The following is a 16,581-nucleotide window of genomic DNA, read 5'->3' as shown; positions in this document are numbered from 1 at the left end:
CCCCGCCGCACCATGCGCTTCATCCTCTTCGGCGGCGAAGAAGAAGGCCTCGTCGGCTCCAACGCCTACTCCAAAAAACATCTCGCAGACATGCCCTCCATCGACGCCGTCCTCATCTCCGACACCGGAGCCCAGCCCTCCAAAGGCTGGTACCTCATGGGCCGCGCCGACGAAAAAGACGCCCTCGCCCCCATCGAACCCCTCCTCGCCGGCCTCGGCTCCAGCGGCACCAACCCCGACACCGAGTTCCTCTTCGAGACCGACCACGCCGGCTTCGACGTCTTCGGCGTCCCCACCCTCGTCCTCTGGAACGACGTCGACAAGTACTTCAAGCTCCACCACCAGGCCTCCGACACCTTCGACTCCGTCGTCCAGGCCGATCTCACCCAGGGCGTCGCCACCACCGCCGCCACCGCCTATGCCATCGCCGACTCAGCCCAGCCCTTCGCCCCCCACGACACCCCCGCCCAGGTCGAAGACATGCTCAAAAAAGCCAACGAGCTCGACAACTATAAGTCCCTCAAAGCCGCCGGCTTCGTCCCATAACCCAACCACCCGTTCGCAGAAAGTATGGATTGATAGAAGCGTCATCCTAGCGAAATTAATGGGACGTATGGATTGCAATAGAAGCGTCATCCTGAGCGAAGCCTCTCGCAGTTTTATCGCGAGAGGCGCAGTCGAAGGACCCGCAATACGCTCAACGTGCCAATACTCTCTCCATATCTCGCATCACCTCCGGCCCAGTTTCGCATCATGCCATAGCTTGACATCACCAGGAATGAGCGCACCACCCCGCAGGGCATCCAGAAAACATCCATCCCTTCCCAGCAAAAAAACTTCCTCCGCCGGGTAGTAGTTTTCGCAAAGACGTTCTACTCTTGTTCGGCACGGGCTAGACGGACCAATTACATAGCGGCACCTATCGACGAGGCCAGCATGCAAAGAAAACCCAGCATCACCGCCGCACTCTTTCTCATCACCCTCCTTCTCTTCCAGGCCTTCGCACCCATCCTTCAGGCCCAAACAGCTCCACCGCCGCCCCCTACCCCGCAAGAGCTCGACCAGCTCCTCGCCCCGGTTGCCCTCTATCCCGACACCATCCTCGCCCAGATCACCACGGCCTCCACCAACCCGCAGGAGATCCTCGACGTCGATAACTGGCTCGCCACCAACAAGGGCCTCACCGGAGCCGCCCTCACCGACGCCGCCCAGCAGCAGGGCTTCGACCCCGCCTTCATCGCCCTCGTCAACTTTCCCTCCGTCATCGAGATGATGGCCGAGAACATCGACGACTACGCCGCCATCGGCGAGGCCGTCTCCACCAATCAGGCCGAGGTCGCCGCCTCCATCCAGCGCCTCCGCTCCCAGGCCTACACCTCCGGCGCGCTCCGCAGCACCCCGCAGCAGCAGGTCGAAGTCCAGCAGGCCTCCGGCGCACCCGTCTACGTCATCCAGCCCGCCAACCCGGATGTCGTCTACCTCCCGCAGTACGACCCCACCGTCGTCTACGCCGGTCCAAGCACCGGCGCTGTCGTCGCCTCCACCCTCCTCGGCTTCGGCGTAGGCATCGGCATCGGAGCCCTCCTCGTCAACAACCAGCCTTGGGGATGGGGCGGCTGGGGATGGAACTGGGGAGGCCGCAGCATCTACTACAACCACGGCCCCTGGGGTGGATGGCACGGCGGCTATCGTCCGCCAAGACCCTACTATCGCCCGCGCCCCGTAGTCTACGGAAACCGCCCCGGATTCGGCGGCAACTGGAACTATCGCCCGCGCAACTACCGCCCGCCCAACAACGCCAACCGCCCCGGCTTCAGCCGCCCCGGTAATCGTCCTGGCACCCGCCCCGGCACACGTCCCGGCGGCAGCAACCCCGGCAACCGCCCAGGCACCCCAGGCAATAGACCCGGCAATCCCGGCAATCCCGGCAACCGGCCTGGTACACCAGGCAATAGACCAGGTACGCCGGGCAACAGGCCAGGTACACCAGGCAATCGACCTGGAGGAACACCGGGCAATCGACCTGGAACACCGGGAACTCGCCCCGGAGGGACCCCAGGCACCAGACCCGGCGGCACGCCAGGCACCAGACCAGGTGGCACGCCCGGAACTCGTCCCAGCCCCGGCAACCAGACCAGACCGGCTCAACCACGCCCCACCCAAACCCGTCCAGCCGGCAACCAGCACACGGCAAGACCCAAGCCCCAAAGCAGACCCGCACCCCAAAGACCCGCGTCCGCCGCACGTCCCTCCGGAGGAAGTCGTCCCTCCGGAGGAAGTCGTCCCTCCGGAGGAAGTCGTCCCTCCGGAGGAAACCGGGGAGGAAACGACGGTAAGCCGAGATAGGGGGCATTCATCGAGAGAGGAAAAGAGCTGTCAAGCCCCAACTCCTCTCAACCCACACAAAACAAGCAAGATCCGCAGTGCCGATGAGTTTCTATCCCGCTTGTATAATTGAGCTAGAGACAAAAAGAGGAAGCCCGCACTCAGCGGGCTTCCTCTTTTTTGCACCTAACCCGTTTAGAAAGAAATATTTACCCGTAAACCCTTTATTTACACATTTTTGCAAGGAGCCATTTTTACATATCTATATAAATAAACCACTTAGCTCGGGGTACCCCCCAGGGGGTGGGGGTACCCCGAGCGAGCGTTAGACTGCAGAGCCACCCGCCAGCTCTCGGCGCACCCGATCCATCGTCGCCAGATAAAAGTGCAGATTATGCACCGAGTTCAGCGTCGCGCTCAACGCCTCCCCGGCCACAAACAGGTGCCGCAGATAAGCCCGCGTGTACCGTCTGCACACCATGCAGCCACACTCCGCGTCAATCGGCCCCTGGTCCTCCGCATACTCCTTGCGCTTGATGTTCATCCGCACCACCGCCCCATCCTGCCGCGCGAACACCAGCCCATGCCGCCCCGCCCGCGTCGGCAGCACGCAGTCCATCATGTCCACCCCCATCTTCGCGTACTCCTCGATCTCATCCGGATACCCCACCCCCATCACATACCGCGGCTTGTCCTTCGGCAGACACTCCAGCGTCCGCGCAATCATCTCCCGCGTCACCTCCCGCGGCTCCCCCACCGCCAGCCCACCGATCGCATACCCCGGCAGCTCCATCTCCACCAGCCGCGCCGCCGACTCCCGCCTCAAATCCGCGTACATCCCGCCCTGCACAATCCCGAACAGGCTCTGCGTCGCACCCTCACGCTCCGCAAACCACGGCGCCCTGTGCTTCTCCGCTTCAAAACGATCCTTCGACCGCTGCGCCCACGCATGCGTCAGTCCCATCGACTCCCGCGTCCGCTCCCACGTCGCCGGCGTCTCCACGCACTCGTCGAAGACCATCGCAATATCGGCCCCCAGCGCAATCTGCACATCCATCGAGTGCTCCGGCGAGAAGAAGTGCTTGCTCCCATCCAGATGCGACCGGAACTCCACTCCCTCTGAGGTCACCTTCCGCAGCCCGCTCAGGCTGAACACCTGGAACCCGCCCGAGTCCGTCAGCATCGGCCGCTCCCAGCTCATGAACCGATGCACCCCGCCCATTCGCCGCACCAACTCATGTCCCGGCCTCAGATACAGGTGGTACGTATTCGCCAGGATGATCTGCGCCCCCACATCCTCCGGCCCAATCCCCTCCAGCACCCCCTGCTCCACCGCCTTCACCGACGCCACCGTACCCACCGGCATGAACACCGGAGTCTCCACCACACCATGCGGCAGCGCCAGCCGCCCTCGACGTCCCCCACCCCCGGCCACCCCGGCAGCGCCAGACTCAGCAGCCTTAGCCCCAACAACCTCAAATGAAAATCCCATTCTTCAAATTGTATGGGCAACGCGGCACAGCACCCCTTACGACGCATCAACCGGCCCGCCGTCATGTTCCATTTGCATTAATTCATCTGGCATTCAAATTCAATTCACATATTCAGACACACCCAAGCCTAAGAATAAGGTGCAACGCATCTTTCCAACTTCTGAGGCCTTACAAAATGATTCGGAAAATTCTCGCCCTCTCGTTGTCTTCGACCCTCATCCTAAGTGGCTGCGGCCAGGGCGTAGTCAGCAATCCTCCCGGCAACGGCAATAGCAACACCACTCCTCCTGTCGTCGTTACTCCAACCACTCAGCAGGCAGCCATCAAGCACGTCGTCGTCATCTTCGGCGAGAACATCTCCTTCGACCACTACTTCGGCACCTATCCTCTCGCCGCAAACCTGCCGGCCAACTCCTCCAAGTTCACCGCTGTCGCAGGAACTGCAACGCCCAATAACCTCACGAAGGTCGCGGCTGTGAATCCGAACCTCAATCCAGCCAACGGCGCCGGAGCCTCCAACCCCTTCCGCCTCGATGTCGCACAGGCAGCCACCGCCGACCAGGATCACGACTACGGTCCGGAGCAGATGGCCTTCGATAACGGCAAGATGGACCTCTTTCCGCTCTCCGTCGGCACCCCGAACGGCGCTACCCTCACCGCCTCCACCGGAGCCGCCGCCATCACCAACACCAACGGCCTCACCATGGGCTACTACGACGGCAACACCGTCACCGCAATGTGGAACTACGCCCAGCACTACGCGCTCAACGACCACTCCTTCGGCACCACATTCGGTCCCTCTACCACCGGTGCCCTCAACCTCATCTCCGGCCAGACCAACGGCGCCATCGACACCGACAACTCCGGCGCCACCGTCGCCGACGGCCAGGGCGGCCTCACCGACAACGGTGACGCAGACCCGACCGGCGACATCTGCTCCGGCACCGGCACCATCAGCATGACCGGCAAAAACGTCGGCGACATCCTCAACGCAGCCAACGTAACCTGGGGCTTCTTCGAAGGCGGCTTCGACCTTACCGTCACCAACGCCGACGGGTCAACAGGCTGCAACCGCACCACCACCTCCAAGATCACCAACACCAAGAAGAACGATTACATCCAGCACCACGAGCCCTTCCAGTACTACAAAACCACGCAGAATCTGACCCACGCTCGTCCCGGCTCGGTTGCCGCTATCGGCACTACCGATGCTGCCAACCACCAGTACGACACGCATGACTTCACCGATGCGCTCGCCGCAGGCAACATGCCCGCCGTCAGCTTCCTCAAGGCCCCCGGCTACCAGGACGCTCACGCTGGCTACTCTGACCCGCTCGACGAGCAGACTTTCGTCGTCAACATGATCAATGCCATCCAGTCGTCGCAGTTCTGGTCCAGCACTGCCATCATCATCGCCTACGACGACTCCGACGGCTGGTATGACCATCTCAATAACATCGTCAACGGATCCAACTCCTCGCAGGACTTCTACACCAGCACCGGAGTCTGCAGCACCTCGACTGCCAACGGAGCCAACGCTCTTGCGGGCGTCGCCACCACCAACCCCGTCCAGGGCCGTTGCGGCTACGGTCCCCGTCTTCCGCTCATGGTTATCTCGCCCTGGGCTAAGAAGAACGTCATCGACTCCACCGTTACCGATCAGTCCTCCATCACCCGCTTCATCGAAGACACCTTCGCCTCCAGCGCACGTATCGGCAACGGCTCCTTCGACAGCATCGCTGGTCCTCTCACCAATATGTTCGACTTCAGCAACGGGGCCGCTCCGCCAAACCCCAACGTCGTTCTGCTCAGCCCCACCACCGGCCAGGTCACCACAGGCAACTAGCAGCGCCGGTTTACAGAAACTTCACAATCCTGCTGTAGCGTAAAAGCACGCACTCCCACTACCGGAGTGCGTGCTTCTTTTTGTACCGTCACTTATTCGGAGTCCCGCCCGTTGTCAGATTCCACTTCGTTCCTCTCTTCACGCCGCCGCTTCCTCCAGCAGACCGCCGCACTAAGTCTCTTCTACAGCTCCCGCCGCAGCTTCTCCCAGTTACAGAGTCAGCCGCAGATGCAGGGCATGGCATCCGGCATGCACCACGACATGCAAGCCATGTCGCAGACAACATCCCAGCCCCGCCCCAATGCCGAAGGCGCCACCGCTCCCATGCTGCACGTCCTGGAGCTTCCACCCTTCGTCGATCCGCTCCCCCTCCCCGAGATCCTCCGTCCAACAGCGTCCAATGCCAAACTCCGCATCACCATGCGCGAGATCCACGCCCGCATCCATCGCGACGTCGCCCCCACCCGCATGTGGAGCTACGGTCCCACAGCACTCGCTCCCCTCATCGAAGCCCGCAGCGGCCATCCCCTCCGGATCGAGTGGGTTAACAATCTCCCCACCCAGCACTTCCTGCCCATCGATCACAGCCTCCACGGATGCGGCCACGACATCCCCGACGTCCGCACCATCGCCCACCTCCACGGCGCACGCGTCCCATCCAAAGACGATGGCTACCCCACAGACTGGTTCGCCACTGGCAAGAGCCGCACCTGCCACTACCCCCTCCAGCAGGACGCGGCCACCCTCTGGTATCACGACCACGCCATGGGCCTCACCCGCCTCAACAGCTACGCCGGCCTCTTCGGCATGTTCCTTATCCGCGACCAAGTGGAAGACTCCCTCCATCTCCCCTCCGGCAAGTACGAGATTCCGCTCACCCTCTACGATCGCGACCTCACCGCCGATGGCCAGCTCTTCTACCCCACCTCAGGCGATCCCGACCACCCCTGGGTTCCCGAGTTCGCCGGCGATGCCATTCTCATCAACGGCAAGATCCGCCCCTTCCTCGAAGTCGAGCCGCGTCTCTATCGCTTCCGCCTGCTGAACACCGCCAACAGCCGCTTCTTCAATCTCTCCTTGGACAACCAGCAGCCCCTCACCCAGATCGGCAGCGATCAGGGCCTGCTCCGTGCACCTGCCGATATCTCACACCTCACCTTCGGACCCGCAGAGCGCGCCGACCTGCTCATCGACTTCAGCCACTCCGCCGGACAGACCATCCATCTCCGCAACGGCGGCCTCGACATCCTGCAGCTCCGCGTAGCAAAACAATCCTCCGCCCCAGCCTCCCCCTCTGTCCCTCGCTCACTCCGAACCATAGAACGCATACCCGAATCCGACGCACTCACCACCCGCACCATCACGCTCAACGAGTATCAGGACAAAGTCGGCAACCCGATGATCATGCTCCTGAACCGTCAGCACTGGCACGAGCCCGTCACTGAAACTCCGAAGCTCAACACCACCGAGATCTGGGAGTTCGTCAACCTCACCGAAGACACCCACCCCATGCACCTCCACCTGGTGCGCTTCCAGCTCCTCGACCGCCGTCGTTTCGACCCCTTCGACTACCTCATGTACAAGAAACTCCGCTTCACCGCCGACGCCGTCCCCCCATCTCCAGGCGAAGCCGGCTGGAAGGACACCATACAGTGTCCACCCAAATCCATCACCCGCATCATCGCCCGCTTCGAAGGCTACCCCGGCAAGTACCTCTACCACTGCCACGTTCTCGAACACGAGTCCAACGACATGATGCGTCCCTTCGAGGTCATCGCCTAAGCTTCGCAACAACCCGGCCCACGCTTTTCCTCATGCATGGATCGGCGTATCGTATCCGTAAGGAGATCGCGCCATGCTAAGGAGAGACTTCCTTCGCCGCACGGCCCGTACGCTGGGTGTCGCCCTGCTCTCTCGATCATCCGTGGCTCGCGCCGCGCTCAACGATCCGGATCCCTTACCCCAAAAATTTCAAGCGCACGACGAAATCGTCCTCGGCAACACCGGCATCCGCACCAGCCGATTAGCCATGGGAACAGGCACCATCGGCTACGGCGGCGCCTCCAACCAGACCCGCCTCGGCAACTCGCCTCTCACCACGCTTCTCCTCAACGGCTACCACGACAACGGCCTCCGCTTCTTCGACTCCGCCGACTCTTACGGCAGCCATCCCTACATCGCCGAAGCCCTCAAACACATTCCCCGCGACGAAGTAACCGTCCTCACCAAGACCGACAACCGCGACCCCGCCGGCGTCCGCGCCGATCTAGACCGCTTCCGCAAAGAGCTCGGCGTCGACTACATCGACATCGTTCTCATCCACTGCGTCACCGAGGGCGACTGGACCACGCGCTACCGCGGAATCATGGACGTCCTCTCCGAAGCAAAACACAAAGGCGTCATCCGCGCGCACGGCGTCTCCTGCCACAGCCTCCCTGCGTTGCGAGCCGCAGCCGCAGCCCCATGGGTTGAAGTTGATCTCGTGCGTCTCAACCCCATCGGCTCCCACATGGACGCCGACCCCGAGACCGTCATCGGCGTCATCAAGCAGATGCGCGCCCAGGGCAAGGGAATCGTAGGCATGAAGATCCTCGGCCAGGGCGATCTCCGCAACAAACCCTCCGAAGCGATCCGCTATGCACTCGGCACAGGCGTACTCGACGCCTTCACCATCGGTGCCGAATCACAGAAAGAGCAGAACAATCTCATCCAGCGCGTCGCCGCAGCCTAAGCACAATTTCACACCGCATCTCGCCGTCGCACTCAGAAAGTCATCGCTCCAGCATCGCGACAACCTGCGCGAGCGTCATCCCATCCGGCAGCGGTTTGAACTCGCTATGCACCGTATGCGCATTCTTGCTGATCTCTTTGAAGAGCATCGCCTTCCCATCGATCGCCGTATCCACTACCGACGACTTCCATTCGCTGCCCGGCTCCATCTCATGCGTCGTATCGAAGCTGCTGCCCGCGTGCACTGTCCCCAAAAAACCGTAGCCCAGGCTCACATCCGTCGGCATCTTCCCTGCAATCCTGCGCAGCTCCATCGTCTGCTGGTCCACAAGAATCTCTCCCGCCATCCCATGCAGCACGCGCTCCTCCAGCGTTCGCGGCTGATACCCCGGGTCGGGCCGATAGCCGATCCGAATCACCGCACCCTGCGCCTGCGGATCATCGAACAAGAACGCCTTCCGCAGCAGCGTCAGCATCTGCTCCGCGTGAATCTCATCGTTCATCATCGACTGCTCCCGCCGCTGAAACTCCTCCGGACGCGCAACAATCTGCGCCAGCCGCTCTCTCTCCGCAGCCGCACGCTCCGCACTCAGCGGCCTGCCATCCTCAGCCAACAGTAGCCGCACCTTCCCCACCGAAGTCTCCACCACGCGCTCCTGCCACAAGTGCTCGCCCGTCCGCTCCGAACGCTCCTCCGACAGATACATGTACTTAATCCGATGCTCCGCTGGATCGTTCTCATGCGCCAGCATCGTCTCCACCACCTGCCGCGCCGCGTTCGAGCTCTGCGCCAGCGAACTTCCAGCCGCCAACAGGCAAGTCAATATCATCATCCGTGCAACAGATCCCATTCCGTCTCATCCCCTGCGCGGCAGCCGAAGATCACATCCCTCACCACCAAACCAGTACAACACGCCGGCAACGACCTCCAGCCAATCCGCGCGCCTGATGATTCAGACGAGCCCGCAACCCAACAGGACTTGCTCCAGCCCGTTTACCTCTGAAATATCGCTGAAATATCCAGAAAAACCCCGTAAAACTCACGTAGACTAGCCGTCAATCGCATGGCCGATTCGCCGCAAAACTCGCCCGCGCAGAACATCACGCCAGATCCCCTCCTCACCGAGCCCGAACTCGTCTCCCCCGACGTCGCCCTCACGCCCGGCCCACCCGCAGGCCGCCGCGCCGCCGCAGCCTTTATCTTCTTCACCGTCACACTCGACATGCTCGCCCTCGGCATGATCGCCCCTGTCCTGCCACGCCTCATCGAAGGCTTCCTCCACGGCGACACCTCCAGCGCGGCCCGCATGCTCGGCATCTTCGGAACCATCTTCGCCGCCATGCAGTTCTTCCTGTCACCCGTTCTCGGCTCGCTCTCCGACCGCTTCGGCCGCCGCCCCGTCGTGCTCCTCTCCAACTTCGGTATGGGCCTCGACTACATCCTCATGGCCTGGGCGCCCGTGCTCGGTTGGCTCTTCGTCGGCCGCGTCATCTCCGGCCTCACCGCATCCAGCATCCCCACCGCCATGGCCTACATGGCCGACGTCACCCCAAGCGAGCGCCGCGCCGCAGCCTTCGGCATGTTGAACGCAGCCTTCGGAATCGGCTTCGTCCTCGGCCCTGCCATGGGCGGACTCCTCGGCAACGTCAACCCCCGCCTGCCCTTCCTCGTTGCCGGAGCGCTCAGCCTCATCAACGGACTCTACGGCCTCTTCGTCCTGCCCGAGTCCCTCTCCAAAGAGAACCGCAGCCCCTTCTCATGGAAGCGCGCCAACCCCGTCGGCTCCCTCAACCTGCTCAACAACAGCTCCATGCTCGACATCGCCGCCTTGCTTCTCCTCGGCTACATCGCGCAGCAATCCCTGATGAACGTCTACGTCATCTACGCCGACTACCGCTTCCACTGGACCGACCGCACCGTCGGATTCTCACTCGCCGCCATCGGCATCTGCACCGCCATCTACGGCGTTCTCTTCATCAAACCCATCATCGCAAAGATCGGCGAGCGCGGAGCCATGAGCTTTGGCCTCATCGGCGGAGCCATCGGCTACACCATGTTCGGCCTATCCAAAACCGGCGTCCTCTTCTGGCTCGGCATCCCCCTGCTCAACCTCATGTCCTTCACCTGGCCTGCCGCGCAGAGCATCCTCTCGCGCAAGACCGGCCCCTCCGAGCAAGGCCAGTTGCAAGGCGCCATCAACAGCCTCCGCGGAATCGCCGGCCTCATCGGCCCCGCCTTCTTCACCTACATCTTCAGCAGATCCATCGGCCCCGACGCCATCGTGCATCTGCCCGGAACCCCGTTCTTCGTCTCAGCGGCCATGCTCCTCATCGGCCTCATCCTCGCTCAACGCACCGCAAGCCAACCCCAGCCTGTAAATTAAATTCATCTACAACTCATCGGATAGCAACGTTGGAATATGCGAGCAACTTCATCGCATACGTCGGGGAGCATCTGCTCGCCGCTGCGAAAGATTTATGATGAGTACAGCGCTCCCCAATAGTGTCTTTGCTCTAAACATTTAGCTTGAGAAGCACTCTCTCAAGCTCACACTGAACTCTCTCCAGAGGAGTACACCCGCTCAGATGGCGCATCTCACCCGTCACAACACCTGGATCATCGTGCTGCTCGGTGCGCTCTGCGTAGTCACTCCCTTCGCTGTTGATATGTATCTGCCGGCCTTCTCCACCATCGCCGCAGAGTTCAAAACGAGCACCCCGCAGATCTCACTCTCGCTCTCCACCTACTTTGTGGGCTTTGCCTTGGGGCAGATGATCTACGGCCCGCTGTTGGACCGCTTCGGAAGAAAACGCCCGCTTTATATCGGACTCATCGTTTACGTCCTGTGCTCCCTCGGTTGCGCCATGGCCCCCAGCCTCAGAGCGTTTGTCACACTCCGCCTCTTCGAGGCACTGGGCGGATGCGTTGCGCAGGTCGGTGCCATCGCAATGGTCCGTGACTTCTTTCCCGTAAAAGAGAGCGCCAAGATCTTCTCCCTCCTCTTCCTTATGATCGGCGTCTCCCCGCTGCTCGCGCCCACCATCGGCAGCCTGCTGATCGTCGCTCTGGGATGGCGTTGGATCTTTGTTCTCCTCGCAGCAATCGCATTTGTAATTCTCGCAGTTACATTCTTTCTGCTGCCCGAAGGCCATGAGCCGGATCACTCCATCTCCCTGCGTCCAGGACCAATGCTGAGGGGCTTCTGGAACATTCTCAAAGAACCGCAGTTCATCACCTACACCCTCGCAGGCGGGTTCTCCTTCGCCGGATTATTTGCCTTCGTCGCCGGCGCGCCCATCATCTTCATGGATGGCTTTCACATGGGAACCAAAGCATTCGGCATTATCTTCGCTGTGCTCGTGATGGGCTTCATCGGTGGCAACCAGATGAACGTCTTCCTGTTGCGCCGGTTCACCAGCCGCCAGATCTTCTTTGTCGCGCTCGTCGCACAAGTCCTCATAGGAGCAGTCTTCTTCGCCGGTATGCGCAGCCACATCGTCGGCCTCAAGGCGACACTGGTGCTCTTCTTTTTCTTCCTCTCCTGCATAGGGCTGACCTATCCCAACTCAGCCGCACTGGCCCTCGCTCCATACTCACGCCACGCAGGCCGAGCCTCGGCGTTACTCGGCTGCCTGCAGACAGGAACAGGCGCACTCATCTCCATGGGCATCGGCGTGCTCGGCGCCAGCTCCGTGGTCTCGCTGCTCTCATCGACAGCTCTGGTCGCATTGGTCGTTCTGTTGGTGGGCCGTGCCGGCATCCGGCAGATGGTCGAGAGCGAAGACCAGGACACGGTCGTCCTGCACTAGCAGCGAATGACCATCCTCACTTCGCCGTCTTCTTCCCCACAGCCTTCTTCCCCGTAGTCTTCAGCGACCGCACCAGCTCCTTCCAATCCGCCTCCGTCTGATTCGCATACCCCTCCGCGAACGCACACACCGCATCGTCGAAGCGTCCCGACGAACCCATATACCCCGCCACCATCGCGGCATCGCCCGCCCGCGCATGCCCTCGCGCCAGCATCTCCCCACACACCGCCGCATACTCCACCAGCTCCGACTCCTTCAACTCCGCCAGTTTGATCGAAGCCTTGTGATCGTTCAACTGACGCACCAGGTAATCCCGCCCATCCATCGTCGTCCATCCCAGAAACGGATCCGACTGCAGCTGCATCGCCCGCTCCCCATTCACCACCCGCTGCCCCTCATGTCCGCGTCCGCTCTTCACAGCCGGACGGCCGACATAAGCCGCATACCCCGACGCGACCTCCTCCTTGATCTGCAGAAACAGCGGATCCTTCGCTCCATTGCCCTCCATAAAAACCACGTAGTCGCGCAGACCCACCGACCCCGTCCCCACTACCTTGAACGCCACATCCACCACCTTGTACTGCGCCAGAAAGTGCCTTCGCTCCGGCTGCAGACTTCCCGCATACATCTTCAGCGAACCCACCACCTTGTCCGCCGCCACACCCGTCACCCTCTTCAGCGTCGGCGGTATCGTCTTGAAGATCCTCTGCGGTCCACCGCCCATCACACCCTTCTTCACCTCCGTCAGCGTCGCCAGCGTATGCGCCGGAGTAGCCCGCTCCGCCATCCGCAGAATCCCACCCACCGGCGAAACACTCCCCAACCGCCGCACCTGGTACCGAGCCACCTCCAGCACCGGCATCTTCGCAAACGCCGTCATGCTGGCCCGGTAGCTCGCCAGAAACACCGACGCAGCTTCGCTTCCCTGCAGGTCCTTCCCTCCCGCCTCGCGACTCGCCAGCACCAGGCTCACCGCCATCCGCTTCACGTCCCACTCAAACGGCGCAACGATCGTCTCGTCGAAGTCGTTAATGTCGAAGACGATCCGCCCATCCGGCCCTGCAAACGCCCCCAGGTTCCGCACATGCGCATCCCCGCACAGCTGATTGCATATCCCCGTATTCGAAATCAGCGAAAGGTCGTACGCCATCACCGGCACCGCCCCGCGAAAGTACCCGAACGGCGAAACCGCCATCAACTGATTCTTCAGCGCCACCAGTGCCGGCACCCGCCCACGCGTAGATGCCCTCAGCAGTCTCAGCGCGCTCTCCCGCCGATCCTTCCCCTTCCACGTCTTATGCTCAACGCGACGCATCTGTTTGCGGCGATCCTGCCCCTGCGCAAAACGCTCTGCCGAACTCACTACCTGCGTCATCGTCGTACATCCTCCACCACAGCCATACCGAACACCAGCCTACGACATTCTCTCCGCCCCTCTCCAAATTTTTAATCTCGAATTTGTAGCCCGACATTTGTAACCCCCACTGCTCATCTCGTCTCCTCCGCACAGTTCAATCCATCCTCCTCGTCCTCTAATCGTGTATCCTTGCCCGGATACCGGACCGTTTTTGCGAGGTAACATGTCTCCCACACGCAGCACCGACTTACCCAGGGGCGAACCTGTACTCCTCCTCGCAGTCATCCTATTCATCCTCTATTTCGCCCGCGAGCTTCTCGTCCCGCTCGCCTTCGCCCTCACCCTTGCCTTCCTCCTCGCGCCCGCCGTCACCCGGCTCGAGACCCGCCGCGTCCCCCGCGTCATCGCCGTCGCCCTCACCGGCATCCTCGCCTTCGGCTGCATCTGCGGCGTAGGCTACGTCGTCGCCCACCAGCTCATGGACGTCGCCCAGGCCCTCCCCGCCTACCGCCTCAACATCCAGAAGAAGATGGCCGGCGTCCACTCCACCCAGGAACAGTCCCTCGAAAAAGCCTTCGACGCCGTGGAAGGCATCAGCGAAGACCTCAGCATCGGAGCCCGCACCCAGCCCGGAAACACCGCAGGCATTCTCCTCCAGCAACCTTCCGATCAAGCCCAGCCCGTCCGCGTCGTCGATCCCGGCCGCAGCCAGCTTCAAGCCAACATCGAGCTCCTCATGCGCATCCTCCGGCCCATCGGAGTCTTCGGCGTCATCATCGTCTTCACCATCTACCTGCTCATGAAGCGAGAAGACCTGCGCCACCGTATCCTCCTGCTCGCCGGCATGGGACGCATCAGCCTCATGACCCAGGCCCTCCAGGACGCCGCCAGCCGCATCAGCCAATATCTCGTCATGCAGGCCGCCGTCAACGCCTCCTACGGCATCCTCTTCGGCTCCGGCCTCTATCTCATCGGCGTCCCCAACGCCACCCTCTGGGGAGCCATCGCCGGCATCCTCCGCGTCATCCCCTACGTCGGCACTGCCACCGGCCTCGTCCTTCCCCTCGTCGTCTCCATCGCCCTCTTCTCCTCCTGGCAGCAGCCCATCCTCATCATCGTCCTCTTCCTCATCCTCGAGCTCACCGCCACCAACTTCTTCGAGCCCTGGCTCTACAGCTCACGCACCGGCATCTCCTCCCTCGCACTCCTCGCCATGGCCATCTTCTGGACGCTCCTCTGGGGATGGCCCGGCCTCGTCCTCTCCACCCCCCTCACCGTCTGCATCGTCGTCCTCGGACGCTACGTCCCGCAGATGTCCTTCCTCCACACCCTCCTTGGCACCGACGCCGAGCTATCCCCGCCCGCCCACTTCTACGAGCGCCTCCTCGCCATGGACCAGCACGAGGCCCGCTCCGTCGCCGCCCACTTCCTCAACGGCAAACCCCTCGTCCAGCTCTACGACTCCGTCCTCATTCCCGCCCTCTCCCTCGTCGAACAAGACCGCCACCAGGGCGTCCTCGACGACGTCCGCTGCAACTTCTTCTTCCTCTGCATCAGCGAGCTCGTCGCCGAATACACCCCCTATCGCGGACCCGACGCCCCACCCCTCGCCCTCCCCACACCCATTCGCCCCGCCTCCGCCCCAACCGACTTCGCCGTCATCTGCATCTCCGCCAGCGACCAGGCCGACGAGCTCACCTCCCTCATGCTTGCCCAACTCATGGAGCAGGCCGCCCACCCCACCCTCCTCCTCTCCGCCGTCTCCGTCTCCTCCGAGATCCTCGACAGCCTCGCCAAAGAACCGCGCACCGTCATCTTCGTCTCTGCCCTTCCGCCCTTCGCCTTCTCCCAGGCCCGCGCCACCTGCCAACGCGTACGCGCCCACCTGCCCCACAACCGCATCGTCGTAGGCCTCTGGACCGCCACCGACGACGCCGACGTCATCGCCGAACGCTTCGGCAACGGCCGCCCCAACGCCGTCGTCACCACCCTCGAACAAGCCCTCAACCAGATCACCCACTGGAACAACCAACCCATCAGCCAGACCTCCATCCGCATCTAGCCTGTATCGACAAAGCCCTGCTTTGTTTTGTTCTGTTTCGTTTGCCCTTTTGTTTGTCATCCCCGTAGGGGATCTGCGTCTGTACTTGTTCCTGCTGTTGTTTGCCTTTTGTTTTGTCCTTTTGTTGTAATCCCGCAGGGATCTGCTTCTGCTTTTGTCTGTTCTTCCTAGGCCGGATACCCCAGCCTTTGACTGTGGCATAAAACCCAATAAAACCGAGGGATTTCAGCGCTCCTGAGGCAACTTCCAGGTCTACACCCACCGAAGAATCGCTCTCTATGGCGATATCCTCCACCTCTCGTCACCAACTCGCTACGTATCAAACAAATGGTGTACTTCCCCACCGCTCGTGCCACGCTACACTGACACCTCGCAGCCTCGTTTCACCAGACCACCCTTCATGCTCAAAAGATCTCTCTGCCCCCTGGCACCTTTGTTTCTCTGCCTTCTCCTCGCCGGTTGCGCCTCCAATACGTCGCCAGTCACGTCCCCAGTCGCGCCTCCAGACACGCCGAACACCCCAGTCACACCCGTCTCCATCACCACCAAAACCCTCCCCTACGCCGATCTGGACACCCCCTACCGCGTCAATCTCCAAGCCACAAACGGCTTCCAGCCCTACACCTTCTCACTCGCCGAAGGCAGCACCCTCCCCACCGGCTTCACCCTCTCGCCCACCGGCAGCCTAAGCGGTCTCCCCACCACCCCCGGCACCTTTCCCTTCGTCGCGCAGGTAGCCGACGCATCCACCCCCCAGAACCTCGCCACCCAGGCCTTCTCCCTGACCATCGGCCCGCCCCTCACAGTCGTTGCGAGCACCCTCCCGCCAGCCACCGTCGGCTCTCCCTACAACAACGCCATCCAGATCGCCGGCGGCACCCTCCCCTACACCTTCACGCCCTTCGGCAGCAGCCTCCCCACCGGCCTCACTCTCTCCACCACCGGCGTTCTCTCCGGA

The 16,581-nt window shown here is 62.1% G+C and carries 13 protein-coding genes; 9 read left to right on the top strand and 4 right to left on the bottom strand.

What is annotated here, in order from left to right:
• On the top strand, nucleotides 1-546 hold a 546-nt coding region (locus GSQ82_RS25415; RefSeq protein ID WP_158794332.1), incomplete at its 5' end, for a M28 family metallopeptidase.
• A gap of 390 nt (nucleotides 547-936) precedes the next feature.
• Nucleotides 937-2,346, top strand: a complete 1,410-nt coding sequence (locus GSQ82_RS21380) for a DUF3300 domain-containing protein (protein WP_158794331.1) — start codon at nucleotides 937-939, stop codon at nucleotides 2,344-2,346.
• A 304-nt stretch (nucleotides 2,347-2,650) separates the two neighbouring features.
• Here the strand turns inward: GSQ82_RS21380 and tgt are convergent, their stop codons facing one another.
• The gene (tgt, locus tag GSQ82_RS21375; RefSeq protein ID WP_158794330.1) at nucleotides 2,651-3,817 is read right to left on the bottom strand and encodes a tRNA guanosine(34) transglycosylase Tgt; all 1,167 of its coding nucleotides are present in this window, start codon (nucleotides 3,815-3,817) and stop codon (nucleotides 2,651-2,653) included.
• Between the two features lie 176 nt (nucleotides 3,818-3,993).
• Between tgt and GSQ82_RS21370 the strand changes: the two genes are divergently transcribed.
• The 3 genes from GSQ82_RS21370 (at nucleotide 3,994) to GSQ82_RS21360 (ending at nucleotide 8,395) form a co-directional block, all read left to right on the top strand.
• On the top strand, nucleotides 3,994-5,664 hold the full coding sequence (locus GSQ82_RS21370; protein WP_158794329.1) for a phospholipase C: 1,671 nt from the start codon (nucleotides 3,994-3,996) through the stop codon (nucleotides 5,662-5,664).
• A gap of 111 nt (nucleotides 5,665-5,775) precedes the next feature.
• On the top strand, nucleotides 5,776-7,446 hold the full coding sequence (locus GSQ82_RS21365; RefSeq protein WP_254061834.1) for a multicopper oxidase family protein: 1,671 nt from the start codon (nucleotides 5,776-5,778) through the stop codon (nucleotides 7,444-7,446).
• Between the two features lie 73 nt (nucleotides 7,447-7,519).
• The gene (locus tag GSQ82_RS21360; protein WP_158794328.1) at nucleotides 7,520-8,395 is read left to right on the top strand and encodes an aldo/keto reductase; all 876 of its coding nucleotides are present in this window, start codon (nucleotides 7,520-7,522) and stop codon (nucleotides 8,393-8,395) included.
• A gap of 40 nt (nucleotides 8,396-8,435) precedes the next feature.
• On the opposite strand, the gene GSQ82_RS21355 is transcribed toward GSQ82_RS21360, so the two are convergent.
• Entirely contained in the window at nucleotides 8,436-9,245 is an 810-nt protein-coding gene (locus tag GSQ82_RS21355; protein ID WP_158794327.1) for a hypothetical protein, read from the bottom strand.
• A gap of 213 nt (nucleotides 9,246-9,458) precedes the next feature.
• On the opposite strand from GSQ82_RS21355, the gene GSQ82_RS21350 reads away from it, so the two are divergent.
• Both GSQ82_RS21350 and GSQ82_RS21345 read left to right on the top strand, forming a co-directional pair.
• A complete protein-coding gene (locus GSQ82_RS21350) occupies nucleotides 9,459-10,778 on the top strand; it encodes a TCR/Tet family MFS transporter (RefSeq protein WP_158794326.1) in 1,320 nt (439 codons plus the stop codon).
• A 202-nt stretch (nucleotides 10,779-10,980) separates the two neighbouring features.
• Nucleotides 10,981-12,204: a multidrug effflux MFS transporter gene (locus GSQ82_RS21345; RefSeq protein ID WP_158794325.1), complete on the top strand. Its 1,224-nt coding sequence runs from the start codon at nucleotides 10,981-10,983 to the stop codon at nucleotides 12,202-12,204.
• A gap of 16 nt (nucleotides 12,205-12,220) precedes the next feature.
• Here GSQ82_RS21345 and GSQ82_RS21340 read toward each other — a convergent pair whose 3' ends face one another.
• Entirely contained in the window at nucleotides 12,221-13,579 is a 1,359-nt protein-coding gene (locus tag GSQ82_RS21340; protein WP_158794324.1) for a DUF2252 domain-containing protein, read from the bottom strand.
• Nucleotides 13,580-13,784: 205 nt separating this feature from the next.
• On the opposite strand from GSQ82_RS21340, the gene GSQ82_RS21335 reads away from it, so the two are divergent.
• A complete protein-coding gene (locus tag GSQ82_RS21335; RefSeq protein ID WP_158794323.1) occupies nucleotides 13,785-15,623 on the top strand; it encodes an AI-2E family transporter in 1,839 nt (612 codons plus the stop codon).
• Here the strand turns inward: GSQ82_RS21335 and GSQ82_RS21330 are convergent.
• Nucleotides 15,598-15,918: a hypothetical protein gene (locus GSQ82_RS21330; RefSeq protein ID WP_158794322.1), complete on the bottom strand. Its 321-nt coding sequence runs from the start codon at nucleotides 15,916-15,918 to the stop codon at nucleotides 15,598-15,600. The two genes, GSQ82_RS21335 and GSQ82_RS21330, sit on opposite strands and share 26 nt — an antisense overlap.
• Nucleotides 15,919-16,023: 105 nt before the next feature.
• Here GSQ82_RS21330 and GSQ82_RS21325 point away from each other — a divergent pair.
• A partial coding sequence (locus GSQ82_RS21325) for a putative Ig domain-containing protein (protein WP_254061833.1) occupies nucleotides 16,024-16,581 on the top strand: 558 nt, incomplete at its 3' end.

This window comes from Granulicella sp. L60 (genome assembly GCF_009765825.1).
GTDB lineage: Bacteria > Acidobacteriota > Terriglobia > Terriglobales > Acidobacteriaceae > Edaphobacter.
This window is presented reverse-complemented; position numbering and strand designations above follow the sequence as displayed.